This is a genomic window from Thauera sp. (assembly GCF_034003485.1).
Taxonomy (GTDB): Bacteria; Pseudomonadota; Gammaproteobacteria; order Burkholderiales; family Rhodocyclaceae; genus Thauera.
Genome location: NZ_JAVEYL010000006.1, coordinates 39,521 through 63,897 on the forward strand (window position 1 = coordinate 39,521; position 24,377 = coordinate 63,897).

The 24,377-nt window shown below is 66.5% G+C and carries 23 protein-coding genes and 2 tRNA genes; 6 read left to right on the forward strand and 19 right to left on the reverse strand.

The window, feature by feature from the left end:
* Positions 1-77 precede the first annotated feature (77 nt).
* The 11 genes from motD to rlmD all read right to left on the reverse strand — a co-directional run bounded on the left by motD (position 78) and on the right by rlmD (position 10,991).
* Positions 78-917, reverse strand: coding sequence for a flagellar motor protein MotD (motD, locus tag RBT54_RS04565; RefSeq protein WP_320364574.1), 840 nt, complete (start codon positions 915-917; stop codon positions 78-80).
* Between the two features lie 19 nt (positions 918-936).
* Positions 937-1,677, reverse strand: coding sequence for a flagellar motor protein (locus RBT54_RS04570; RefSeq protein ID WP_320364576.1), 741 nt, complete (start codon positions 1,675-1,677; stop codon positions 937-939).
* 33 nt (positions 1,678-1,710) lie between these two features.
* Entirely contained in the window at positions 1,711-2,481 is a 771-nt protein-coding gene (locus RBT54_RS04575; protein ID WP_320364578.1) for an RNA polymerase sigma factor FliA, read from the reverse strand.
* 124 nt (positions 2,482-2,605) lie between these two features.
* Entirely contained in the window at positions 2,606-3,394 is a 789-nt protein-coding gene (locus RBT54_RS04580) for a flagellar FleN (protein WP_320364581.1), read from the reverse strand.
* Positions 3,395-3,396: 2 nt separating this feature from the next.
* Positions 3,397-4,887, reverse strand: coding sequence for a flagellar biosynthesis protein FlhF (flhF, locus tag RBT54_RS04585; protein ID WP_320364582.1), 1,491 nt, complete (start codon positions 4,885-4,887; stop codon positions 3,397-3,399).
* A 118-nt stretch (positions 4,888-5,005) separates the two neighbouring features.
* Positions 5,006-7,108 carry a flagellar biosynthesis protein FlhA gene (gene flhA, locus RBT54_RS04590; RefSeq protein ID WP_320364585.1) on the reverse strand — a complete coding sequence of 701 codons (2,103 nt, stop codon included), beginning with the start codon at positions 7,106-7,108 and terminating at the stop codon, positions 5,006-5,008.
* 11 nt (positions 7,109-7,119) lie between these two features.
* Positions 7,120-8,262: a flagellar biosynthesis protein FlhB gene (gene flhB, locus RBT54_RS04595; RefSeq protein WP_320364586.1), complete on the reverse strand. Its 1,143-nt coding sequence runs from the start codon at positions 8,260-8,262 to the stop codon at positions 7,120-7,122.
* Between the two features lie 144 nt (positions 8,263-8,406).
* Entirely contained in the window at positions 8,407-8,865 is a 459-nt protein-coding gene (locus tag RBT54_RS04600; protein ID WP_320364588.1) for a DUF192 domain-containing protein, read from the reverse strand.
* Entirely contained in the window at positions 8,865-9,455 is a 591-nt protein-coding gene (locus RBT54_RS04605; RefSeq protein ID WP_320364590.1) for a pseudouridine synthase, read from the reverse strand. Before RBT54_RS04605 ends, RBT54_RS04600 begins: the two co-directional genes overlap by 1 nt.
* Positions 9,456-9,513: 58 nt before the next feature.
* Positions 9,514-9,601: transfer RNA gene (locus RBT54_RS04610), tRNA-Ser, on the reverse strand.
* Between the two features lie 79 nt (positions 9,602-9,680).
* A complete protein-coding gene (gene rlmD / locus RBT54_RS04615; RefSeq protein ID WP_320364592.1) occupies positions 9,681-10,991 on the reverse strand; it encodes a 23S rRNA (uracil(1939)-C(5))-methyltransferase RlmD in 1,311 nt (436 codons plus the stop codon).
* A 328-nt stretch (positions 10,992-11,319) separates the two neighbouring features.
* Between rlmD and RBT54_RS04620 the strand changes: the two genes are divergently transcribed.
* On the forward strand, positions 11,320-11,748 hold the full coding sequence (locus RBT54_RS04620) for a hypothetical protein (RefSeq protein WP_320364593.1): 429 nt from the start codon (positions 11,320-11,322) through the stop codon (positions 11,746-11,748).
* Positions 11,749-11,825: 77 nt separating this feature from the next.
* Here RBT54_RS04620 and bamC read toward each other — a convergent pair whose 3' ends face one another.
* The 3 genes from bamC to RBT54_RS04635 form a co-directional block, all read right to left on the reverse strand.
* Positions 11,826-12,968: an outer membrane protein assembly factor BamC gene (gene bamC, locus RBT54_RS04625; RefSeq protein ID WP_320364598.1), complete on the reverse strand. Its 1,143-nt coding sequence runs from the start codon at positions 12,966-12,968 to the stop codon at positions 11,826-11,828.
* Between the two features lie 26 nt (positions 12,969-12,994).
* Positions 12,995-13,873, reverse strand: a complete 879-nt coding sequence (dapA, locus tag RBT54_RS04630) for a 4-hydroxy-tetrahydrodipicolinate synthase (RefSeq protein ID WP_320364600.1) — start codon at positions 13,871-13,873, stop codon at positions 12,995-12,997.
* A gap of 124 nt (positions 13,874-13,997) precedes the next feature.
* Positions 13,998-14,924, reverse strand: a complete 927-nt coding sequence (locus tag RBT54_RS04635; RefSeq protein ID WP_320364602.1) for a histone deacetylase family protein — start codon at positions 14,922-14,924, stop codon at positions 13,998-14,000.
* 156 nt (positions 14,925-15,080) lie between these two features.
* Between RBT54_RS04635 and RBT54_RS04640 the strand changes: the two genes are divergently transcribed.
* The 5 genes from RBT54_RS04640 to RBT54_RS04660 are packed head-to-tail and all read left to right on the forward strand — an operon-like array spanning position 15,081 to position 20,916.
* Complete coding sequence (locus tag RBT54_RS04640) at positions 15,081-15,998, forward strand: MoxR family ATPase (RefSeq protein ID WP_320364604.1); 918 nt, start codon at positions 15,081-15,083, stop codon at positions 15,996-15,998.
* Positions 15,998-16,996: a DUF58 domain-containing protein gene (locus RBT54_RS04645; RefSeq protein WP_320364606.1), complete on the forward strand. Its 999-nt coding sequence runs from the start codon at positions 15,998-16,000 to the stop codon at positions 16,994-16,996. Before RBT54_RS04640 ends, RBT54_RS04645 begins: the two co-directional genes overlap by 1 nt.
* Positions 16,993-19,008 (forward strand): DUF3488 and transglutaminase-like domain-containing protein, encoded by a 2,016-nt coding sequence (locus RBT54_RS04650; RefSeq protein ID WP_320364608.1) that lies wholly within the window; start codon positions 16,993-16,995, stop codon positions 19,006-19,008. The genes RBT54_RS04645 and RBT54_RS04650 overlap by 4 nt, the downstream gene beginning before the upstream one ends.
* A 44-nt stretch (positions 19,009-19,052) precedes the next feature.
* Positions 19,053-20,114 carry a lytic murein transglycosylase B gene (gene mltB, locus RBT54_RS04655; protein ID WP_413788422.1) on the forward strand — a complete coding sequence of 354 codons (1,062 nt, stop codon included), beginning with the start codon at positions 19,053-19,055 and terminating at the stop codon, positions 20,112-20,114.
* A gap of 13 nt (positions 20,115-20,127) precedes the next feature.
* On the forward strand, positions 20,128-20,916 hold the full coding sequence (locus tag RBT54_RS04660; RefSeq protein ID WP_320364612.1) for a DUF2189 domain-containing protein: 789 nt from the start codon (positions 20,128-20,130) through the stop codon (positions 20,914-20,916).
* A gap of 4 nt (positions 20,917-20,920) precedes the next feature.
* Here the strand turns inward: RBT54_RS04660 and rpoS are convergent, their stop codons facing one another.
* The 5 genes from rpoS to RBT54_RS04685 form a co-directional block, all read right to left on the reverse strand.
* Positions 20,921-21,856 carry an RNA polymerase sigma factor RpoS gene (gene rpoS / locus RBT54_RS04665; RefSeq protein ID WP_320364614.1) on the reverse strand — a complete coding sequence of 312 codons (936 nt, stop codon included), beginning with the start codon at positions 21,854-21,856 and terminating at the stop codon, positions 20,921-20,923.
* A 9-nt stretch (positions 21,857-21,865) separates the two neighbouring features.
* Positions 21,866-22,708, reverse strand: coding sequence for a peptidoglycan DD-metalloendopeptidase family protein (locus tag RBT54_RS04670; RefSeq protein WP_320364616.1), 843 nt, complete (start codon positions 22,706-22,708; stop codon positions 21,866-21,868).
* A gap of 16 nt (positions 22,709-22,724) precedes the next feature.
* Positions 22,725-23,378, reverse strand: a complete 654-nt coding sequence (locus RBT54_RS04675) for a protein-L-isoaspartate(D-aspartate) O-methyltransferase (RefSeq protein WP_320364618.1) — start codon at positions 23,376-23,378, stop codon at positions 22,725-22,727.
* Entirely contained in the window at positions 23,375-24,118 is a 744-nt protein-coding gene (gene surE, locus RBT54_RS04680; protein WP_320364620.1) for a 5'/3'-nucleotidase SurE, read from the reverse strand. Before surE ends, RBT54_RS04675 begins: the two co-directional genes overlap by 4 nt.
* Before the next feature lie 120 nt (positions 24,119-24,238).
* Positions 24,239-24,315 (reverse strand) — tRNA-Pro (locus tag RBT54_RS04685).
* Between the last annotated feature and the right edge of the window lie 62 nt (positions 24,316-24,377).

A 24,377-nucleotide genomic window follows, 5' to 3' on the forward strand; every position in this document is an offset into this window, starting at 1 on the left:
CGGGCTTGCCCGCGAATAGGCGAATGCTCCCGCAGCCGATGGGCGCCTGACGGACGGGGCGATCGCCTTCGGGGGCTTCAGCCCTCGATATTTGCCGGCAGGATCGAACGGATCGGGTCGTCAGGAGGAATGGTCGTCGGACCCGGCTCCGGTTCGAGATCGGCGGAGCGCGATTCGATCAGCACCGTCACCCGTCGATTTCGACCACGCCCATCCTCGCTGTCGTTTTCTGCCACCGGGCGCTGGTCGGCGTAACCTGCGGCGGTCAGGCGATCAGGCGACACCCCGTTGTCGATGAACAGGCGCGCCACGGTGGACGCGCGCACAGCCGACAGTTCCCAGTTCGACGGGAAGCGGAAGGTGTTGATCGGAATGTTGTCGGTATGCCCCTCGACCGTGATCGGGAAGGGCGCCGGCGCAAGCACCTGCGCCACTGCATCGAGCGCCGCGACCGCCCCCGGCCCGAGGGCGGAATCGCCCGGCGCAAACAACAGGCTGGCGTTGATTTCGACCGAAACACCGAACGCCCCTTCGGTGACATTGACCTGGCCCGCCCGCGTCAGCGGCGACAGCACGCGCCGGATCTCATCCGCCATATTGCGCATGCGCTGGGCAGTCTCGCGCCGGCGCTGGTCAGCAACTCGATCGGGCGCGGGCGGCGCCGCCTGGGTGATCGGCCGCGTCGGCAGCACGCTCATCCGCGGCAGTTCGATCTGCTCGCCGCTGTCATTGACGGTGACGTTGCGAAAGGCCTGCACCAGCGAATCCGACAGCACCCGGTATTTGCCCTCGTTGACCGAGGACAGCGAGTACATCACCACGAAGAAGGCGAACAGCAGGGTGATGAAGTCAGCATAGGAAACGAGCCAACGCTCCTGGTTGTCATGCTCCTCTTCCCGTTTGCGCCTGCGCCCCATGATCGGCTCCAGCCCCTGCTCAGACGACGTAGCCCTGCATGCGGCTGGCGATGATGCGCGGATTGTCGCCATTGGCAATGCCCACCAGCCCGTCGACGAACATTTCGCGCTGGTTGGTGAGGGTGAGGATGTGTGCCGCCAGTTTCTTGGCGATCGGAATGAACACCAGGTTGGCGAACCCCACGCCATAGATCGTGGCAACGAAAGCCACCGCGATGCCGGCGCCAAGCCGCGACGGGTCCGACAGGTTTTCCATGACGTGGATGAGCCCCATCACCGCGCCGAGGATACCGATCGTGGGCGCGTAACCTCCCGCCGCCTCCCAGATCCGGGCCGCCTGGCGCATCTGCCCTTCCCAGACACCGATCTCCACCTCAAGCACTTCGCGCAGCCGGTTGGGCTCGACACCATCGACCAGCAATTGAAGCCCCTTGCGCATGAACGGGTCGGGCAGCGCGTCGATCTGGTTCTCGAGGGTCAGCAGGCCTTCCTTGCGCGCAACCGCACTCCAGCTGGCCACCTGCTCGATGATGGTCTCGGGGCTCACCACGGGCGGCACGAACACCCAGCGCCCCATGCGCATGCCGTCGACAAAGGTGCGCAGCGGGCTTTGCAGCATCACCGCCCCCAGCGTGCCACCGATCACGATCAGGAAGGCCGTGGGCTGGAACAGCGAGGACAGATGTCCGCCCTCCAGCACCTGACCGACGACGATTGCGGCGATGCCGAGCGTGAGGCCAACGAGGCTGATCTTATCCATGGCGAGCAGAAACCGCGGGAATGGTCGTCATGGTCAGTTCGGCGCCGGATTCTTGGGCGGACGACCACGCCGGCGCGCGACCGGCATGGCGCCACCACCCTCGAAGATGCAGGCGCGCAGGCGCGCGACCGCCTGACTGTGCAACTGACACACGCGTGATTCGGTGACGCCGAGGACCTCGCCGATCTCGCGCAGGTTGAGCTCTTCGTCGTAGTACAGCGCCATCACCATCTGCTCGCGCTCGGGCAGATGCTCGATCGCAGAAACGAGGCGGCGACGCATGTCCGCGTCTTCGAGCAGGTCGAGCGGGTTGCTGTCGGCCTGGGCGAGGTGACGATCGAGATAGTCGTCGTCCTCTTCACGGTTGAAATCCTCGAGGTAGACCAGTTGATGACCGCGCGCGTCCTGCAGCATGCGCTGGTAATCCTCCAGCGCCATGTCGAGGGACTGGGCAAGTTCCACTTCGGAAGGATGGCGGCCGAACTGCTGCTCGAGGCTGTGGATCGCGGCCTCGATGCGGCGCATGTCACGACGCAGACTGCGCGGCAGCCAGTCGTTCTCGCGCAGGCCGTCGAGCATGGCGCCGCGGATGCGCTGTGCGGCGTAAGTCTCGAACTGCGCGCCAAGCCCCTGCTCGTAGCGCCCCAGCGCGTCGAGCAGGCCCATCATGCCGTTCTGGATCAGATCGTCCACGTCGACGCTCGCCGGCAGCTTGGACATGAGCTGGAAGGCAATGCGCTTGACCAGGGGAGCGTAGGCCTCGACGAGGTTGGACTTGTCGAGCTTACCGTTTGCGTCGTACATCCATTCGGCCTGTATCGTCTTGCGGCGCGAAGCGCTGCCCGCGCCAACTCCGGATATCGAAGGCCTTGATTGTCCTGCAGCGTTGCCGGCATTACCAGCGGGATAAGTCACACTCATGGAGTCGTCATCCACGTCCGACGTCCGGCACACGGCCCATGTCGGCCACCCGACGCAGGAAAGCTGCGCCCGCAGCGCGCGGCGTCGTTTGCAGCGGCTCGCGAAGGCCCGCCGCGATGTCGTCACGCTCCAGTTCGCCCAGCCAGGCGAGCGGTACGCCGACATGGCGCCGGACCAGCTTTTCCAGGCTGTCGAAGAACGCCGCCGCATCCTTGCGTCCGCGTGCGCGGCACACCGCCACATGGACGGAACCGGCGCCGGCCGCAGCCAGCCCCTTGATGGTCTGATAGGCCTCGGTCGCGCCGCTCGCGCTGGCCTCGGCCACCACCAGACGGCGCGGCGCCGCCTGCACGAAAGGCGACGGCTCGGCCGCTTGTTCCCCGGACGCATGCACCAGCACGAAGCCGGCATGACGATGCAGGATGCGCAGCGCCTCCACCAGGCACGCGCGGCGTGCATCGTCGAGTAGCGGCAGGGCAAGCGCCGCCGCGGCCGCCGGCACCCGCCCGACCAGGCCGGGCACCGGCTGCAGCACAGCCGAGAGCGTGGTCCGGCCATCGAGCAGTTGGAGCAGGTCGGTACCACTCGCCACGCCCAGCGTATCAGCCAGCGTTTCGCTCCCCTCGGCCTCGTCCAGGATCAGCACGCGCTCTGCCCGTCCGGCGATGCGGTGCGCAGCGAGCACGGCGTTGTCGGTGCGCAAGCGTCCACCGGCATATAGCGCCACCACCTGCGGTGGTGCGCGGCGGAACAGGCGCCGCAGCCCTGCCGCCTGGTCTTCGCGTCCGTCGAGCATGATCACGCCCCCCCTGCCGCGAGCAGCATCCCCGCCTCGTCACCGCTCAGATGCCAGGGCGACTCCCCCGCATGCTCGCGCAGGGCGCGATGGAGCAGATAGGCACGATTGGGCAGGTGCAGGTCTTCGGGCACGCGTTGACCGTTGGTGAGGTAGCGGATGTCGAGCTTGTGGCGCACCGCCACGTCGAGCGCGGGCGCCAGCGAAGCCGCCTCGTCCACCTTGGTGAAGATGCAGCCGGCGAGATCCTCGCCCGCATAGGCGCGCACCACATCGTCGAGCGTGTCGCCGCGTGCGGTCGCGTTGAGCAGCAGAAGACGGCGCACGTCACCGGCGCCGGCGAGCATCGCGGCCTGCTCGGCCACCATGCGGTCGCGCTGGCTCATGCCCATGGTGTCGATCAGCACCATGTGCTTGTTGCGCAGCCCAGCCAGGGTCTGGCGCAAGTCGCCGGCATCGCGCACCGAATACACCGGCACGCCGAGGATGCGGCCGTAGATGCGCAGTTGCTCCTGGGCACCGATGCGGTAACCGTCGGTGGTGATCAGCGCCAGCTTGCTCGCGCCGTGGCGCACCACGCAGCGTGCGGCGAGCTTGGCGGTGGTGGTGGTCTTGCCGACGCCGGTCGGGCCGACGAGGGCGAACACGCCGCCGCGATCGAGCAGGTCCTCGTCCGACGCGCAGGCACGCATGATGCGATCGAGCGCGGCACCCACCGCCTCGCGCGCCTCGGTGCGGTCGGCGTCCTCGCGCACGGCCTCGCACAGCTTGCGCGCAACGGTGGATGAGAACCCGGCCTCGAGGAGTTCGCCGAGCATGGTGGCGCGCGCCGGCGCCTGACGGCGGGTTTCGCCCCAGGCAAAACCGGCGAGCTGACGCTCGATCATGCCGCGGATGCCGGTCAGTTCGGACATCAGGCGGGCGTTTGTTTCCTGCAGCTCGCGCACACGCGCACTGCCAAACTCGTCCACAGCCGTCGATTGCGCTGCTGCACGAGCGGAGAACACCGCCGGACTTGCGGCCTCGACGCTGCGGGGGCGTGCGGCCGGCGCTGCGGCACGGATCATCGCATCGCGACTGCGTACGGCATAGTCGGCGGTCTCGATACGAGGCGGATTGAAGGCACGGAGCACCGGAGCCGATTCGCCCGGAGGCTGCGCCGGCGGGCGCGTTCCATTGCGCGCGGCGCTGGCGGCCAGGGCCGACAGGCTGACCTGGAAATCGGGCTCGTCGACTGCGGGAACCGGGGGCGCCATCGCCATCGGGCGGGCCGCAGCAGGGCGGGCGTCCTGTGCCTGAGCACCTGCGCGCGCCGTCACGGCGGCGCGATTGGCCGCCTGCAGCGCACCGACCGCCTCGCCGGGCAGGGCCAGGATCTCCACGCCGCCTTCGACGGCACGGTTGGAGAGCACGATGGCTTCCGGCCCGAGGGCTTCCTTCAGGGCGCGGAGCGCCTCGCGGGCGGTGGGGGCAAAGTAGCGTTTGACGTTCATGGCAATTCTCCCGGTGGCCACAATCGACCACTGCTTGATGAGGATTATCGCCATGTCCGGTCAAGCACCTGGGGCGGAATAAAGCGCCTTTCCCCCGCTTATTCGCCCAACGGCTCCATCAGCCCTGCGCACCGACCATGGCGGTGACGCGGATGGTGCGGCTCTCGGGCACTTCGCTGTTGGAGATTACCTTGAGCGCGGGCACGGCACGGCGCAGGAAGCGCGACAGCAGCATGCGCAGCTGCGAAGGCACCAGCAGCACCGGCGGCAAGCCGATGTCCTCCTGGCGCTGGGCGATCTGCGCGGTCTGACGCAGCAGGGTGTCGGCCAGGCCGGGCTCGATCGCGCCGCCCTCGCCACCCGAGGCCATGGCCTGCATGAGGATGCGCTCGAGCCCGGGCTCGAGCGCCATGACCTGTACCTCCGCGTTGCCCGGGAACAGGCCTTGCATGATCGCCCTGCCAAGCGCCTCGCGCACCCGGGTGGTGAGCTGCACGGGATCCTGCGTGCGCGTCGCATGCTCGGCCAGGCCCTCGATGATGCTGCGCATGTCGCGGATGTTGACGCCCTCTTCCAGCAGGTTCTGCAGCACGCGCTGCACGGTGCCGATCGGCAGCAGCTTGGGCACCAGGTCCTCGACGAGCTTGGGCGAATCCTTGCCGACGTGGTCGAGCAGCGCCTGGGTTTCCTGGCGGCCGAGCAGCTCGGCGGCGTGATTGAGGATGACGTGGTTGAGGTGCGTGGCCACCACCGTGCTCGCATCGACCACCGTGTAGCCGAGCGCGTGCGCCTGCTCGCGCATCGACGCGTCGATCCACACCGCAGGCAGGCCGAAGGCGGGGTCGGTGGTCTCGCGCCCGGCGATCGGGCCTGACACACGTCCCGGGTTGATGGCGAGGAACTGGCCCGGATAGGCCTCGCCGCCACCGACCTCGACGCCCTTGAGCGCGATGCGGTAGGCGTTGGGCTTGAGCTCGAGGTTGTCGCGGATGTGCACCGGCGCCGACAGGAAGCCGACCTCCTGCGCGAACTTCTTGCGCAGGCCGCGGATGCGCTTGAGCAGTTCGCCATCCTGGCCCTTGTCCACCATCGGGATCAGCCGGTAGCCGACCTCGAGGCCGAGCACGTCCACCTGCGAGACGTCGTTCCAGCTCGCCTCGAGGTTGTCCTGCGCGGGCATCGCTGCCTGCGCCGCGACCTCGGGCGCCGCGGCGGCGGCCTCGGCCTCGACGATGCGTTTGCGCCGAAACCACGCCATGGCACCGAGCGTGCCGGCGAGCAGCAGGAACACCAGGTTGGGCATGCCCGGAATCAGGCCAAGCACACCGATGATGGCCCCAGTCAGCACCATCACCTGAGGGTTGGAAAACACCTGGTTGATCACCATTCCGCCGACGTCGCCTTCGTCGCCGACCCGGGACACGACCAGGCCCGCCGCCACCGAGATGATCAGCGACGGAATCTGCGCGACGAGGCCATCGCCGATCGTGAGCAAGGTGTAGGTGTGCGCCGCCTCGCCCACCCCCATGTCGTGCTGCATCACGCCGACGAAGAGACCGCCGATGATGTTGATCGCAAGGATGATGATGCCGGCCACCGCGTCGCCACGCACGAACTTGGACGCACCATCCATCGCGCCGTAGAAGTCCGACTCCTGCGCGGTTTCCTTGCGCCGGCGCTTGGCCTCCTTCTCGTCGATCAGGCCGGCATTGAGGTCGGCATCGATCGCCATCTGCTTGCCGGGCATCGCGTCGAGCGTGAAGCGCGCCGACACCTCGGCGATCCGCCCCGCGCCCTTGGTGATGACGACGAAGTTGATCAAGGTGAGGATCACGAACACCACCAGACCGACCGCAGTGTTACCGCCGACGAGGAAGTTGCCGAAGGCCTCGATGACCTTGCCGGCCGCATCCGGACCGGCGTGGCCCTCGAGCAGCACGACTCGCGTCGACGCCACGTTCAGCGACAGGCGCAGCAGCGTGGTCATCAGCAGCACGGTCGGGAATACGGAGAAGTCCAGCGGCCGCTTGGAATACATCGCCACCAGCATCACCATCACCGAGATCGCGATGTTGAAGGTGAAGAACACGTCGAGCAGGAACACCGGCAGCGGCAGCACCATCATCGACAGGATCACGATGATCAGCACCGGCGCGGCAAGCTGGCGCAGGTTGGCCGGCGTTAGCAGCTGGCGCAGGTTCAGGGTGTCGTTCATGGCCATGGTTCAGGCACTCATTCCTCGGGCGCACCCGGATCCATGCCGGCGGGCACCGGCAGTGTGACAGGCGCGACGGGCGGCAGGCCGCCCTGCTTCATCCAGGCGTCGAGCTGGTAGACATACGCCATCACCTCGGCCACCGCGGTGTACAGCCCGGCAGGGATGGACTGCTCCAGTTCGCAGTGTTTGTAGAGCGCACGCGCCAGCGGCGGCGCCTCGAGCATCGGCACGCCGTGCTCCTTCGCAATCTCGCGGATCTTCAGCGCCAGTTCGCCACGCCCCTTGGCGACCACCACTGGCGCCCCCATCTTTTCGCCGTCGTACTTGAGCGCCACCGAGAAGTGGGTCGGATTGGTCACCACCACATCGGCCTTGGGCACCTCGGTCATCATGCGCCGGCGCGCCATCTCGCGCTGCAGCGCACGGATACGGCCCTTGACCATCGGGTCGCCTTCCTGCTCCTTGCTCTCGCGCTTGACCTCTTCCTTGGTCATGCGCAGCTTCTTGTGGTACTGCCAGAGCTGGAAGGGCACGTCGATCAGCGCGAGCAGCCCGAGACTGAGCACGATCATCAGCGCGGAGAAGGCCACGGTATCGGAAAAGTCGGCCATGCCGACTTCGAGCGGCTCGACCATCAGGTCGAACAGGTGATCGATGTTGAACCACAGCACGAGCGCGGCGATTCCGCCCACCAGCAGCGACTTAAGGATCGCCTTCATCATTTCGGCCAGACCGTGCACCGAAAACATGCGCCCGATGCCCTTGATGGGGTTCATGCGGCCGAAGTTGAGGGCGAGCACCTTGGGCGCAAAGACGAGGCCACCGAGCAGGATCGGCGCTGCCACTGCCGCAACGAGCAGCGCAAAAAACAGCGGCATCAACGTAAGCAGCGCCCCGCTGAGCATGCGCTGCAGCACATCGAGCATCAAGGCCGGCTCGAAGGCCGCGGCACGCTCGAACGCGAAGCCGCCGCGCACCAGGCCGGCCACGCGCGTCGCCATCCAGTTGCCCATCAGCAGCAGCGTGGCGGCACCGGTCACGGTCACGAGAAAGGTCGACAGCTCCCGCGATTGCGGGACCTGTCCTTCCTCACGCGCCTGCTCAAGCCTTCGCGGTGATGGGTCTTCTGTCTTCTCGAGATCGCTTTCTTCGGCCACGGCCGGCTCCGTTCGCCATCTCCAACGCCCGGACGGACCCGGACACGAGACGACGTGAGCCGATTATCGACCTCTACCGGCAAGCACCGGCGCCGGAAAAAAGCGACTAAACAGGCGCTATTCGCGTCTTGGCCAACGCGGCGATCAACGCGGTGCCGGCAGGCGCTCAAAACCACGCAGCGTGTCGCCGGCCTTGACCCCGCGCTCGGCGAACCAGCCCAGATTCATCTCCAGCGCAAAGCGCGCCGGACCCGCCGCGCAGTGGTTGTCGGTGGTCTGCGGCTGCATGTCCTCGATGTTGATCACCCTGCCCCGCTCATCCACAAACGCCACCGACAGCGGCAGCGGGGTGTTCTTCATCCACATGCAGTGCGCACGCGCCTCGGGAAAGACGAAGACCATGCCGCGATGCAGCGGCATCGCGGTGCGATTCATCAGCCCGATCTGGCGCGTTTCGAAGGTATGCGCCACCTCGGCCTCGATGCGATACATGCCGAAGCCCAGTTCAGCCTCGGGGAGGCGGGATTCGGCCACGGCCGCCGGTGCGAAGGGAGCGAGCGCGCCCGCAGCGAGGAGCGCAGCAGCTAGCGTGCGAAAGCTCATTATTTTCCTGACCTTTTGTGAGGCTTGTAAGGAACCGCGCCCCTCCCCGCCACATCGAGCTCGCGCCACTGGCCGGGCAGGAGCCCTTCGAGCCGCCAGGGGCCGATCGCGACCCGGATCAGACGCAGCGTCGGGAAGCCCACCTTGGCGGTCATGCGCCGCACCTGGCGGTTCTTGCCCTCGCGCAGCACGATCTCCAGCCAGCTCGTCGGCACCGACTTGCGAAAGCGCACCGGCGGATCGCGCGGCCAGAGCCAGTCCGGCTCCGCCACGGTGTTCGCCTCGCAGGGCCGGGAATGGAAATCGCCCAGATCGAGGCCTGCACGCAATCGGGTGAGCGCCGTTTCGTCAGGCTCACCCTCGACCTGGACGACGTAGGCCTTGGCGAGTTTGTGGCGAGGATCGGCGATGCGATGCTGCAAGAGCCCGTCGTTGGTAAGCAGCAACAGACCTTCGCTGTCCGTATCGAGCCGCCCTGCGGCATAGACACCGGGCACGGGAACGCAGTCTTTCAGCGTGGCACGGCCGGCCTGATCGGTGAACTGGCAGAGCACGCCATACGGCTTGTTGAGGAGAATGAGGCGGGACATGGGTAGCGCCGGGCCTCTCCCGGATAAACATGCAGATCGGCAAGCTGCGCGATTCTTCTGGCGGAAGCGGTGAGATTCGAACTCACGAACGGTTGCCCGTTGCCGGTTTTCAAGACCGGTGCAATCGACCACTCTGCCACGCTTCCTAAACCTGTTTTCACGACCGTTGCAGTCAAGCGCTCGGCCACGCCTGCGCAAGGGCGCGCAGTATACCACCGCACGAGATCAGTTCGCCTCGGGACGCTCGAAGAGGGCGATCGACTCAACATGTGAGGTCTGCGGGAACATGTTGGCGATGCCGGCGCCCTTGAGCACATAGCCCTTCTCCCTCACCAGCACGGCCGCGTCGCGCGCAAGCGTAGCGGGGTTGCAGGACACATACACGATGCGTGCGGGTTGCTGTTGCGGGCCGATCGCCTTGACCACGGCGATCGCGCCTTCGCGCGGCGGGTCGATCAGCAGCTTGTCCAGCGGGCCCAGCGCGGCGAGGCTGTCCTCGGTGGCCTCGAACAGATTGGCTGCGTAAAAGGTGGTTCGCTCGGCGAGGCCATTGCACCGGGCGTTCTCGAGCGCGCGCGCGACCAGCGCGTCACTGCCTTCGACACCGATGAGCTGCGCGCCGCGACGCGCAATCGGCAGGCTGAAGTTGCCCAGTCCGCAGAACAGATCGGCAATCCGCTCGCCTGGCTGCGGATCGAGCAACTGCATCGCGCGCCGGATCAGCAGGCGGTTGATGTGCACGTTGACCTGGGTGAAATCGGTCGGCCGGAAATCCAAGCGTACGTCGAACTCCGGCAGCGTGTAGGCGAGCGGCGGTCCGTCCAGTGGATGCAGCGGCGTCGCCGAGTCCGGCCCGTTCGGCTGCTGCCAGACCTGGATGCCTTCGGCCTCGGCAAATGCGGACAGCCGCTTGACATCGGCGCGGCTGAAGGGCTGCAGGTTGCGGAACACGAACACCGTGGCCTCGTCGCCGATCGCAATCTCGACCTGAGGCAGGCGATCGGCAATCGACAGGTCTGCGATCATCTCGCGCAAGCGCGGTAACAGCGCCGAAATCGCAGGCGGCAGCACCGGACACTCGCGCATATCCACGATGTAACTCGAGCGCCGTTCGTGGAAGCCAACACGTACTCCCCCCTTGCTCGGCACCAGCCGAACGCCGAGGCGGGCGCGATAGCGGTAGCCCCAGGCGGGACCATGAATGGCGGGATGGAGGATCTCGGGCCGCAGCTTGCCGATGTGCCAGAGCGCATCTTCGAGGATGCGCTGCTTCGCTGCCGCCTGAGCGACCGTGTCCAGATGCTGCATCGAACAGCCGCCGCAGGTGCCGTAATGCCGGCAGCGCGGGGCAACGCGCAACGCGCTCGGCTTCAGGATACGCACTGCCTCCGCCTGCTCATAACTGGGGCGCGAGCGGCGCACGACGTACTCCACCCGCTCCCCGGGCAGCGCGCCCTCGACGAATACCGCCTTCCCGTCCGTGCGCGTTACGCCACGGCCTTCGTGGTCCAGGGATTCGATGACGGCGATGGGCATGACGGTTCGGGTTCGGATTCTGTCGAGGAGCGCGATTCTAACGCCTGACCGCCCCACCGACGCACCGACTTGCCGAGCAGATCCAACCGTGAAGATCCAGAAAGAGGGTCCAAGATCCACATCGATCAAACTTTATCCAACTGTTTCGAAATGCTTTTTTACGCTTAATTGGCATGCTGCAGCGCACCAGCTCATCCTCTTGCCATCCACGCGCATGCTAGACTCCGTGTGCTTTCGCTACAGCCCGAGGTCGTCCTGTTCAATTAAGTGCAGACGCCCGGAAATCACTCGGCGAAAGCCCCCCTGAACCCCGAAAGGAAAAAAGACCATGAAGAATTCCCTGCTCGTTGCTGCCCTCGTAGCGCTCGCCGTTTCCGCCTGCGGCAAGAAGGAAGAGCCCGTTGCCGTGCAACCGGCACCGACCGCTCAGGAGCAGATGAAGGAATCCGCCGCTCAGGCCGTCGAGGCTGCGAAGGAAAGCGCCCAGGCCGCGGGTGACGCCGCTGCTGCCAGCGCCCAGGCCGTCAAGGAAGAAGGCGCCGCCGCGGTCGACGCAACCAAGGAAGCTGCAGCCGCTGCCACCGAGAAGGCCGAAGCGGCCACCGAAGCCGCCAAGGAGCAGGGCGCTGCCGCGGTCGAAGCCGTGAAGGAAACCGCCGCAGCCGCTGCGGACGAGGCCGCCGAGGCGGCAGAAGCAGCGAAGGCAGCGGCGGATGCTGCAGTCAGCGCCGCCAAGGCGTCGGCCGAGCAGAAGTAAGCCCCCCCTCACGCGTCAGACTTTCCGTGAAACAAAAAGCCGGCTTGAAGCCGGCTTTTTGTTTGATCAAAGAACGGTCAGCGCAACTGCTCGTGCAACAGACCCAGCATGCGGCGCGCGGTTTCCGAGTTGTCCTGACCACCTTCGCGGCTCAACACGCTGACCCGCGAACCCTCGCCTTGCCCCTCGACGCGCAGACGGTACTCGCTGCCGCCCTGCGCCGGCTTGTCGTCGCTGCGCCAGAAGGCCAGGCGCGACAGGAAGCCTTTGTCAGGACTGCGGTTATCGGCATCGGGGTCGACGTAGCGGACGAAGTAAAGGCCCTGGTTGCGGTCACGATCCTCGACCGTGAAACCGATGCGGTCGAGTGCGAGCCCGACACGTCGCCAGGCACGATCGAATGGCTCTTCCATCACGAGCATGACCTGGCCGTCGCCCGCCGCGCTGATCTGCGCACGCTCGGGTGTCTGCTGGGTCGCAATCGCCGCGTCGGCACGGGCCTCCTCGGCGCCCAGTCGAACCATCAACCGGCGCAGCATCTCGGCCTCAAGCTCCGGGTCTGCGGGGCGCGGTTGCCAGATGGTCGAATCCTTGGCTTCGGTCGGATAGATTTCCATCATGCCGCGGTGGCTGATGTAGACCTCGACGGTGCCGGTCTCCTTGCCCTGCTCCAGCCGGGTGCGGAACTTGTCGCGCTCGGGGGTGGAGAACAGACCGTCGAACACCTTGCCGATGCTGGAGCGAATGAAGTCCTGCGGAATCTTGGCGCGGTCCTCCGCCCAGTCGGTCTCCATCACGCCGATCTCGGGACTGTCGATATTGAGGATGAAACCGAGCTCGAGCCAGAAATCCTTGATCTGCGGCCACAGCTCTTCGGGTGTCCCTCCAACCACCAGCCAGCGCTGGCTTCCCGCGCGCTCGATGCGCATGGATTCGGATGGGCTGAGTACGGTGCTCGCAGCCGACGCCGTGGCCGGCTGACCGGCGCGGTCGGCGCTGTAAGCCGAGTAGGTCGCGACGCCGCGCGGTGACACGTCGGGCACGGCGAAGCGGTCGTCGCGCTGGGGCGCGGTCAGGTCGGGCGGGATCTCGAGCGGACGCTCGATCTGGCGGGCGCTCTTGTAGTCGATCCGTTTGGATTCGAGCAGCGATCCCGAACAACCGCCGAGCGCGAGCGAGAGTGCGAGCAGGGACAGTGAGGTGCGCGTGGAACGGTTCATGGAATTCCTGGACAGAGAGATTCGGGTCAGACCTGGATGCCGGCCTTGCGCATGGCCTTGAGCACACGCTCGTGGTGGCTTTCGGACAATTGCGTCAGCGGCAGGCGCATGCCATCACCGATCAGGCCCATGCGCGCAACGGCCCACTTGACCGGGATCGGGTTGGCCTCGCAGAACAGGTCGCGATGCAGACCGGTGAGCGCGGCATTGGTTTCACGCAGGGTGCGCATGTCGCCGCTGGCTGCGGCCGCGCACAAGTCGTGCATCGCGCGCGGCGCGACGTTGGCGGTGACCGAGATGACGCCGTGGCCACCGAGCATCAGGAAGGCGGCCGAACTCATGTCGTCGCCGCTGTAGAGGGCGAAGTCGGCAGGCGCGCGCTCGATCAGGTCACAGGCGCGGTCGATGTTGCCGGTGGCGTCCTTCAGGCCGACGATGTTGGCGATCTCGGCCAGGCGCAGCGTGGTGTCGTTGGCGAGATCGGCCACGGTACGGCCCGGCACGTTGTAGAGGATCAGCGGCAGCTCGACCGCCTCGGCGATCGTGCGGAAATGCCGGTACAAACCTTCCTGCGTGGGCCTGTTGTAGTAAGGCACGACTGAAAGGTGCGCGGTCGCACCCGCCTGGCTGGCGAAACGAGCGAGCTCGACGGCTTCGGCAGTCGAATTGGCACCGGTGCCGGCGACAACTGGCACGCGTCCCGCCACGTGCTCGACGGTAGCGCGGATAAGCTCGCAATGCTCATCCACGTCAACCGTGGGCGACTCGCCGGTGGTGCCAACGACGACGATGCCATCGGTGCCTTCGGCGATGTGCCAGTCGATGAGGCTGCGCAGGCGGGGGAAGTCAAGGCTGCCGTCGTCCTGCATGGGCGTGACGATGGCGACTAGCGATCCGGTAATCATGGCGTCGGGGAGAAATTAAAGGTTCGATTCTAACGCCGACACGGAGCCAGTGCGACACGCGTGCAAGCGTGCGTGAAAGGCCCCGCGGTGGCGTCGATAGAAATTCGGATCAAAAATCGGCGCTTCAAAGATCGGCAAGCGTCTTGATGTGGGCGACCACCGAGCGCGCAAGCGAGGACAGCGAATAGCCGCCCTCCAGGATCGACACGATGCGCTTGTGGCCGCAGTCTTCGGCGACGTCCTTGATCTGCTTGGTCGCCCACATGTAGTCGGCTTCGAGCAGGCCAAGCGAGCCCATGTCGTCCTCGTAGTGCGCATCGAAACCGGCCGAGATGAAGATCATCTGCGGATTGTGGCTGCGCAGTGCGGGCACGACGATGTCAGTGAAAACCTGGCGGAACGCGTCTCCGCGCGTGCCGGCCGGCAGGGGCACGTTGCACATGTGCGCCGGCGGGTTGTCGGCACCGCTGTAGGGGTAGAACGGATGCTGGAAGATGCCCGCCATCATCACCCGCGGGTCGTCGCGGAAGATGTCCTCGGTGCCGTTGCCGTGGTGGACGTCGAAGTCGACGATCGCCACCCGCTCAAGGCCATGCGCCTCGAGGGCATGACGCGCAGCGATGGCGACGTTGTTCATGAAGCAGAACCCCATCGCCTTGGCACGCTCGGCGTGATGACCGGGCGGACGCACCGCGCAGAAGGCGTTCTCGATCTCACCCTTCATGACGAGGTCGGTGGCGTATACGCCGGCACCAGCGGAGCGCAGCGCGGCCTTCATCGTCCCCGGACTCATCGCAGTGTCGGGGTCGAGGTGGCGAATGCCGTGCTCGGGCACGTTGCCCAGCAGGCTCTCCAGGTACTCGGCCGGGTGCACGCGGGTGATCTGCTCACGCTCGGCGACTGGCGCGTCGTAGAAGGAGATGTACATGTCCAGCCCTGCAGCGATGAGGCGATCATTGATCGCCGACAGCCGATCAGGACATTCGGGGTGCATTGACCCCATGTCGTGCAACCAGCAGTCACGGTGCGTGATGAATGCTGTGGTGGTCATACTCCTCCCTCTCCGATCGCGAACGCCCGGCCTGGCGACCAGAGCCATCCGAGCCAGACACTTGTCGTGCCAGTCATCGTGATGCAGATCATCCGGACTGGCTTGCTTTGTCGTCTATTATCACCGCTTCCCGGCTAATTTCACAGTACGCCCGCAATGCCCCTGCATCATGCAAATCGCCTGCTCGAAACGGCCGGCAACATCATCCTCGGCAAGGGGCACGAACTGCGCCTCGCGCTGGCCTGCCTGATCGCGCGCGGCCACCTGCTGATCGAGGACGTACCCGGCGTGGGCAAGACCACCCTCGCCCATGTGCTCGCACGGCTGATGGGGCTGCAGTTCCAGCGCATCCAGTTCACCAGCGACCTGCTGCCCGCCGACATCCTCGGCGTGTCGATCTTCGATCGCGGCACGAGCGCGTTCCGCTTTCACCCCGGGCCGGTGTTCGCTCAGTTGATCCTGGCCGACGAGATCAACCGCGCCACACCGAAGACGCAGAGCGCCCTGCTCGAAGCCATGGAAGAACGTCAGGTCACGGCTGACGGCGAGACCTTGGCGCTGCCCGAACCGTTCTTCGTGATCGCCACCCAGAACCCGGCGCACCAGATCGGCACCTTTCCGCTGCCCGAGAGCCAGCTCGACCGCTTCCTGCTGCGCATCCGCCTCGGCTACCCGGACCGCGCCGCCGAACGTGCGCTGCTGATGGGCGAGGACCGGCGCGAGCTGCTCGAGCGCCAGTCCGCGGTCGCCAGTCCCGCTGCCCTCCTCGAACTCCAGCACGCCGCGCAGCGCGTGCACGTTTCGGAGGCCCTGGTCGATTATGTGCAGGCCCTGCTCGGCACAACGCGCACCAGCCCGGAGCTCGTCAATGGCTTGAGCCCGCGCGCGGGTCTCGGCCTGATCGCAGCCGCCCGCGCCTGGGCGCTTCTCGACGGTCGCGACCACGTCCTTCCCGACGACGTCCAGACCCTGTTCCCGCACGTGGCCGCGCATCGCCTGCATCTGGCCGGCGATGGCCGCCCGGCCCCGCCGGCGACACTCGTCCGCCTGATGCAGGCGGTCGCTGTCCGCTGATGCGCCTGGGCGCATCCTTCGCGGACGCCCTGCGCCAGGGCGCCGATCGCTGGCTGTTTCGCGTCGGCGCGCCCGAGACCGCGCCGATCCGCCTGACCCAGCGCCGGATCTACGTGCTGCCAACGGCGGCCGGGCTGGGGTTCGCCATCGCGCTCGTGGTGATGCTGGTGACGTCCATCAACTACAACCTCAGCCTGGGCTATGCCCTCGTCTTCCTGCTCGGCGGCGCAGCGACAGCCAGCATCGTCCATGCGTTTCGCAACCTGCTCGGGCTCTCGCTGCGACCAGGACGCTGCGAGCCGGTCTTCGCCGGAGAAGCAGCCGGTTTTCGGCTCCAGATCGACAACGCGCGCGACTCGCGACGCCCCGCACTCAGGCTCCGCGCGCGTGGGCAGAGCAGCGCGTTCGAACTCGAGCCGGCTACGGAATCGACCGTACTGCTCGCGTGCCCGACCGTGCGCCGCGGCCGCCTGAGCATCGGCCGCATGGTCATCGAGACCACCTGGCCGCTCGGGCTGATACGGGCGTGGACTGTGTTCGTGCCCGAGGCCGACTGCATCGTCCATCCCACCCCCGAGCCCGATCCGCCGCCGCTGCCCGAGGACGGCGCGGGCGGCGTGGGGACGGGGGCCAGCGTGCGCGATGGCGATGACGACTTCGCAGGCTTGCGCGCGCACCGGAGCGCCGACTCGCCGCGACACGTGGCGTGGAAGGCGCTGGCTCGCGGGGGGCCGATGCTGACCAAGCAATACGCCGCCACTCGGGGCGGCGACGTGCTGCTGGACTGGTCCGCGCTCCCAGTGCACCTGGACGTCGAACAGCGCCTGTCGCGACTGAGCGCATGGATCCTGCGCGCCGAGCAGGACGGGCGCCGTTATGGGCTGCTGCTGGCGCAGACGAGCCTTGCCCCAAGCCTTGGCCGGGACCATCGTGACCGCTGCCTGCGCGAGCTTGCCTTGTTCGGCAGCGACCCTCGGGACAGCGGGCGGCAGACATGACGGGGCACCTGATGCGGCTGGCCGCGGCCCTGAAGCGCGCACGTCCGGACGATGCCATCTCGGCCGCGACCCGTGCGGCGCCGCTCGAGCGCCGGCAAGCCACCTGGCTGCTCGTGGCCGCAGCCCTCACCGTCGCACCGCACGGCATCTGGCTGCCCGGATGGATCCATGCACTCTGCCTGCTGCTGCTGGCCTGGCGCGGCATACTGTTATGGCAGGGCACACGTCCGCCCCCCGCGCTGCTGCTCCTTGGTCTGTCGAGCGCGGCCGCAATCGGTGTGCGCCTCGAGTTCGGCCACTTTTTCGGCAAGGATCCGGGCGTCGCCCTGCTCGCCTTGCTGCTCGGCTTGAAGTTGCTCGAGGCGCGCTCCTCCCGCGACATCCGCGCCGGGGTGCTGCTGTGCCTGTTCCTGCAACTGGCCCTGTTCCTCGAAGACCAGTCGATGGCGGTGGCCGCACTCGCGCTGCTCGGCACGCTCGCATCCCTCGGCGCCCTTGTCGCACTGGCCGACCCCGCGGGGGGCGCGCGCGAGCACCTGCGCAGCGCCGCCCTGCTGCTCGTCCACGGCCTGCCCTTCCTGCTCGTGTTCTTCGTGCTCTTCCCGCGGATCCAGGGCCCCCTGTGGGGATTGCCTGCCGACGCCTTCAGCGCACGCACCGGCCTGTCGGACACGATGAGCCCGGGCTCGATCAGCGAACTCGGAAACTCCGCGGCGATCGCCTTTCGCGCCGCGTTCGACGGCCCGCCGCCACCGCCCTCGCAACGCTACTGGCGGGGCCCGATCCTCAGCAAGTTCGACGGGCGCACGTGGACGGCAGCGCCGGTCGTCGAGGCCGACACGCCCTTCTACGTCGCCACCGGGCGCAGGTACGACTACGTGCTCACGCTCGAGCCGCACAACCGGCGCTGGCTGCTGGCGATGGACTACCCGGGCGCGGCCGCGCCGCTCGTGCGCTTCGCCAGCGATCACCACGCATTGAGCGCGCGACCGGTGCAGGCGCGCGCCCGCTTCGCCCTCACTGCCTACCCGGACGCGCGCATCGGCGAGGCCGAATCCCCCGCCGTACTCGCTGCCGCGACGCAACTACCGGCCGGCAGCAACCCCCGCAGTCGCGAACTGGCCGCGCGTCTGGCGGCCGGCGCTGCCTCCCACGCCGAGATCCTCGAGCGCGTGATCGCCCACATGCGAGCCGCGCGCCTCAAGTACACGCTGCGCCCGCCCCTGCTGGGCACCCATACCGCGGATGCGTTCCTGTTCGACAGCCAGCGCGGCTTCTGCGAGCACTTCGCGTCAGCGTTCGCGGTCGTGATGCGGGCGGCGGGCGTTCCGACCCGCGTGGTGACCGGTTATCAGGGCGGCGAGATCAATCCGGTCGATGGCTACCTCGTCGTACGCCAGTCCGATGCCCATGCCTGGGCCGAGGTGTGGCTGGACGGGCGCGGATGGTTGCGGGTGGACCCCACCGCGCTCGCCGCTCCGGAGCGGATCGAGGACGGGCTGGCCGCCGCGCTGTCGGCCGAGGGTGATCTGCACTTCATGCTGCAGGCGGACATGGCCTGGCTGCGCGACGTGCGTCACCGCTGGGAGGCCATGTCCAACAGCTGGAACCAGTACGTTCTTGGCTACAATCCAGACCGCCAGCGCGAACTTCTTGCCCGTCTCGGGCTCAGCCATGCAAGCGCCCTGAAACTCGCCGGCATGCTTGGCGCGATTTCGGCGGTGCTGCTCCTCGGCCTTTACGCCTGGGCGAGCTGGCAGCGCCGGACCACCGACCCCGTACAGCGAGCCTGGGATCGCTTCTGCACCCGTATGGAACATGCAGGCGTGAGCCGCCCCTCCTGGGAAGGTCCGCTTGCCTACGCCGACCGCCTCGCCGACGCCTTGCCGGAACAGGCCGGCAGGCTGCGCGCAATCTGCTCAGCCTATGCCCGGCTTCGTTACGGCGCGCCGAGTTCAAGCGCCGGCTTGCGCACACTGGAAAAAATGATGAACGAGATCCGACTCCCATGACCTTGACCTTCCCCTCGACCACGCCCCCGAAGCAGCGTCCGACGATGCCCTCCACACGATCCGGAAAGCGCCGCTTCGCCGTGCAGTTCCGCCTGCTCGGCGCCAGCCTGGCCGCGGGGCTATGGTTCCTCGGCCTGCCCGCCACCGCGTCGGCCTCCTATTCAGACCGCGCGGAGACCCAGGCCTTCATCGCCGACGTGGCCGAGCGCCATGCCTTCGACCCTGCCGAGCTCGACCGCGCGTTGTCACAGGCCCGCCACGACCCCACGGTCATCCGCCTGATCACGCCCCCCGCCCGCAAAGGCGTGCGTTCATGGCAGAACTACCGGGCACGGTTCCTGGACGACACCCGCATCGATGGCGGCACGGCGTTCTGGCGCCAGTACGCGGGCGAACTGGAACGAGCCGCCCGCGAGTTCGGCGTGCCGGCGGAGATCATCGTCGCCATCATCGGCGTGGAGACGATATACGGCCGCAACACAGGCAACTTCGAGACGCTCTCTGCGCTTGCCACCCTGGCCTTCGACTATCCACCGCGTGCCGATCTGTTCCGACGCGAACTCGAAGCCCTGTTCCTGCTCGCTCGCGAACAGGACCGCGACCCGGCCAGCTACAGCGGCTCCTTCGCCGGCGCGCTCGGTTACCCGCAATTCCTGCCGAGCAGCATCCGCGCCTATGCGGTGGACTTCGATCGCAACGGCCAGATCGACTTCGACAACGACCCGGTCGACGCCATCGGCAGCATTGCAAACTACCTTCGCGCACACGGCTGGCAGACGGATGCGCCGGTCGCCGACCGCGCCCGCCTCGGCCCCGAGACCGACAGCGCCGCACTGATCGCCGCCGGCATCGAACCCAAACTGGATCCCGCCTTGCTGCACCAGAACGGCGTCACGACCCTCGACGGGCGCCCGGCCGCAGGCACGGCCACCCTGGTCGACCTCGAGACACCAGGGGCGCAAACCGAGTACTGGCTCGGCTACCGCAATTTCTACGTCATCACGCGCTACAATCGAAGCAGTTTTTACGCCATGTCGGTGTTCGAGCTCGCCGAGGCGCTGCGCCTGCGCAGGGTGGTCGACGGGATCCGCGCCGAGCGACGCTGAAGGATCCCACGCCATGTCCGATCGCCCGAGCGCCCCCGACACCCCCGCAAATCTTCGCCCCGCGCCGATCGCGTTTTCCGACCTCGGGGCGTCCGTGCGTTTCGGGGTCGAGCAGTTTCGGGCGATCCCGCTGCTCAGCGTGGCCTTTTCCGCGCTCTTCGTGGCAATCGGCCTGCTTATGTATTCGGTACTCGAGTTCGGACAGATCGCACCAATGAGCCTGTCACTGGCCGGTGGGTTCATGCTGGTGGGTCCGATCCTGCTCGCCGGCTTCTTCTCGGTTTCCGACAAAGTGCGCAAGGGCCGCCACGCCGCCTTCGGTGACATCTGGGACGGCTTCCGGCGCATGCCCCGCGGCGGCTGGGTCATATCCTTCGTGTGCGGCCTGCTGTTCCTGATCTGGGTGACCGATGCCGGCATCCTCTACGGGTTCATGGTCGGACGCGAACCCTTCGGCTTCCTGCGCCTGCTCAGAATTGAAGGTGTCGTGGTGAATTACGCTGCCTACAGCGCGATCATGGGCGGAATCCTGGCCCTCATCCTGTTCACCGTGTCGGCGTTCTCGATCCCGCTCATCTACGACGGCCGGGCGCAACTGGTTTCTGGCGTGGTGGCCAGTGTGCGTGCGGTGTTCGGCCGCTTCTGGGTGATGATGTGCTGGGCGGTCCTGCTCGCGGGCGTGATCATCATCAGCACCCTGCTGCTGCCGCTGCTGCTGCTGACCCTGCCGGTGATGGCTTACGCGAGCCGCGAACTTTACTTCCGCACCTTCCCTTCTGGCGCGGACGCACGCACCGCCTGAGCGCTCACAGCAACGCGTCGCGCGAGATGCCGTGGCGCTTGAGAATGCGGCGCAACTGGCCCAGCGCTTCGAGCTGGATCTGACGCACGCGCTCGCGCGTCAGGTCCAGCCTCGCGGCCAACTCCTCCAGCGTCAGTAGTTCGCATTCATCGATGCCGTAGCGATGGCGAATCACCATGCGCTGCTTGTCGCTCAGCATCGTGATCCACTCGCGCACGAGGGATTCCACTTCCGAGCCGTGGATCTGCAAATCCGCACTGGCCTGGTGCTCGTCGGCCAGAGACTCGCCGATCGACAGCGTGGGATCGATATCGAGTGGCGCATCGAGTGAGGCGGTATGCTCACTGAGCGCGAGGATGCTGCGCACTTCCTCGATGCTCTTGCCGAGGCGCTCGGCGATGCCCTCGAGCGAGGATTCGCCGTTCGAATTCGCCTCGATATGGCGTTGCGCACGCAGCACCTGGTTGAGTTCCTTGACCACGTGCACCGGCAGGCGAATGGTGCGCGACTGGTTCATGATCGCGCGCTCGATGTTCTGACGGATCCACCAGGTGGCGTAGGTCGAAAAACGGAAGCCGCGCTCAGGATCGAACTTTTCGAGCGCGTGCATCAGGCCCAGGTTGCCCTCCTCGACCAGATCGAGAAGGGGGATGCCGCGATTCAGGTAATGCTTCGCAATGTTGACGACCAGACGCAGGTTGCGCTCGATCATCGTCTGCCGGGAATCGAAATCGCCCATGCGCACACGCCGGGCAATTTCGAGCTCCTCCGCTGCAGTGAGCAGCGGATTGGCGCCGATCTCGTTCAGGTAGAGTTGCGTGACATCACTGAAGAAGTCGTTCTCGACGACGGGCTGCGCATGCGCCGCGAAAACCTCCACCTCGGGCGGAAGATCCGGTTCATGACTTTCCAGTTCGTCAAGATTCGCCGGTTCTTCCATGCTTTCCCCTTATCGTGCGGGCAGATATCCCATCGGATCGACGGCCTTGCCCTGCTTGCGGATCTCGAAATGCAACTTCGGCCTGTCCGCCTCTGAGCTACCGAGCTCGGCGATCTTCTGCCCCTGGACAACCTGATCGTCTTCCTTCACCAGCAGTTTGTCATTGTGCGCATAAACCGAGTTGTACTCCTGGTTATGCTTGATAACAATCAGCTTGCCATATCCGCGGAGACCACTGCCGGCATACACCACCTTGCCCGCCGATGCTGCGTATACCGCGTCGCCGACGCTGCCACCGATATCCAGCCCCTTGTTCGAGGCCTCGTTGTAACCGGCAATCAGCGCGCCCCCGGCGGGCCACTGCCATTGACCGCTCCCCGCCGCAGCCGGTGCCGGCTCACCGACCACTGGTGCCGGCTGTTCCGGCACGATGGGCTCAGCAACAGGCGCACGCCCTCCGATGGGCTCTCGCACCAGCGGCACTGAGCCGGCTTCGGTGCCGATCGGTGGCACCGGCGTAGCGACGGCGCCAGCGGAGCCGGGCACGGCGATCGTACCCGGCGCAGCACCCGGAGGCGATACCCGGATCGTCTGCCCGACGTGAATCTGATTGGGGTCGGTGACGTTGTTCCACGCCACCAGATCAGGCAACGTCACGCCATATTGGCGGGCGACCCCAAGCAGCGTATCACCCTGGCGAACCGTGTGATAACCGGACGCCGGCGCGGGCGTCGCCGTCCCGGTCGAGATGCCTCCCGCTCCGTCGCGCACCGGAGCAGTGACCTGCGAGGCGCAGCCGGCACTCAGCAATGCGGCCAGTAGAAGAGAGAAATAGCTTGAACGTGTGTGCATCCGAAATTACCGTTATTCATTCCGTACCGCCGAGGAGCGGAACGAAGCGTACTGCTTCGTAACCGCTTTCCCGGAAAACGTTTCCCTGGCGCTCGACCAGCACCAGGCGCTGATCGGCGCCGCCCACCGGCACAATCAGCCTGCCCCCCGGGGCGAGTTGTTCCTTCAGCGCTGGCGGCACACCTATGGCTGCCGCAGCGACAATGATGCTGTCGAAAGGCGCTGCTTCTGGAAGACCCAGACTACCGTCGGCAAGTTTCAGCCGTACGTTCGGCAGACGCAAGGGGCGCAGATTGGCGCGGGCGCGATCGAGCAAGGGCCTGATGCGCTCGATCGCGTAAACCTCGGTAGCCAGCAGCGACAAGACCGCGGCCTGATACCCGCAGCCGGCCCCCACTTCCAGTGTCCTGCCCAGCTCGCGGCCCGCCCGGAGCAGTTCGATCATGCGCGCGACGACGAAAGGTTGCGAGATCGTCTGTTGAAATCCGATCGGCAGCGGCGTGTCGTCGTAGGCGCTGAACGCCAACCCCTCCTCGACGAACGTATGGCGTGGCACGGCCTGCATGGCAGCCAGCACGCGCTCATCGCGGATTCCCTGCGTTCGAAGGCGCTCGACCATGCGCGCGCGTGCGCGCGCCGCCTGACCCGCGTCTGCCACCCGTGTAATCACTGCTGAAGCCAGTCGAACACCGGCGCGATCAGGCCAGTGTGGGTCAGATCGATCTGCAGCGGCGTGACCGACACGAAGCCACTGGCAACCGCGTGAAAATCGGTGCCTTCACCCGCATCTGCCGCGCCCCCGGCCGCTCCGACCCAATACACCGTTTCACCGCGCGGCGTCTGGCTGCGCACCACCGACTCGGCCTTGTGGCGCTTGCCCAGACGGGTCACACGCGTGCCCTGCAGACGTTCGTAAGCAACGTCGGGAACGTTCACGTTAAGCAACATCGGGCGCGGGAACGGATTGCGCATGAAGCGCTCTGCGAGATCGCGTGCGACGCGCGCCGCTGCGGTGAAATCCGTGGCGGATTTGCTGACCAGCGACACTGCAATGGAGGGAACCCCGAGCAGAAAGCCTTCGGTTGCGGCGGCAACCGTGCCGGAGTACACCGTGTCGTCGCCCATGTTGGCGCCGTGATTGACGCCTGAGACGACCATGTCGGGGAGATGGTCGAGCATGCCTGTCACCGCAAGATGGACGCAGTCCGTGGGCGTGCCGTTGACATGATAGAAACCGTTGGTCGTGCGCTTGAGCGAGAGCGGGCGGTCCAGGGTCAACGAATTGCTTGCCCCGCTGCGGTCCCGCTCGGGCGCCACCACCGTGACCTCGCCAAGCGTGCTCAAGGCTTCGGCGAGAGCCGAAATACCCGGAGCAAAATAACCGTCGTCGTTGCTGACCAGGATACGCATCTGAAATCCGTACGGGTTGCCGAGAAGAACGGCCGGAACACCGGATGTTAGCACAGCGTCCTTGCGCTACCGGCAAGGGCGCCACAAAACAAAAAACCGGCCTGGGCCGGTTTGTTTGATTGGTCGGGGCGGCGGGATTCGAACTCGCGACCCCTTGCACCCCATGCAAGTGCGCTACCAGGCTGCGCTACGCCCCGACACAAGCCGCCATTATAGCAGCGAATTCTGGAATTACCAGAGATTTCACGACGATTTCACG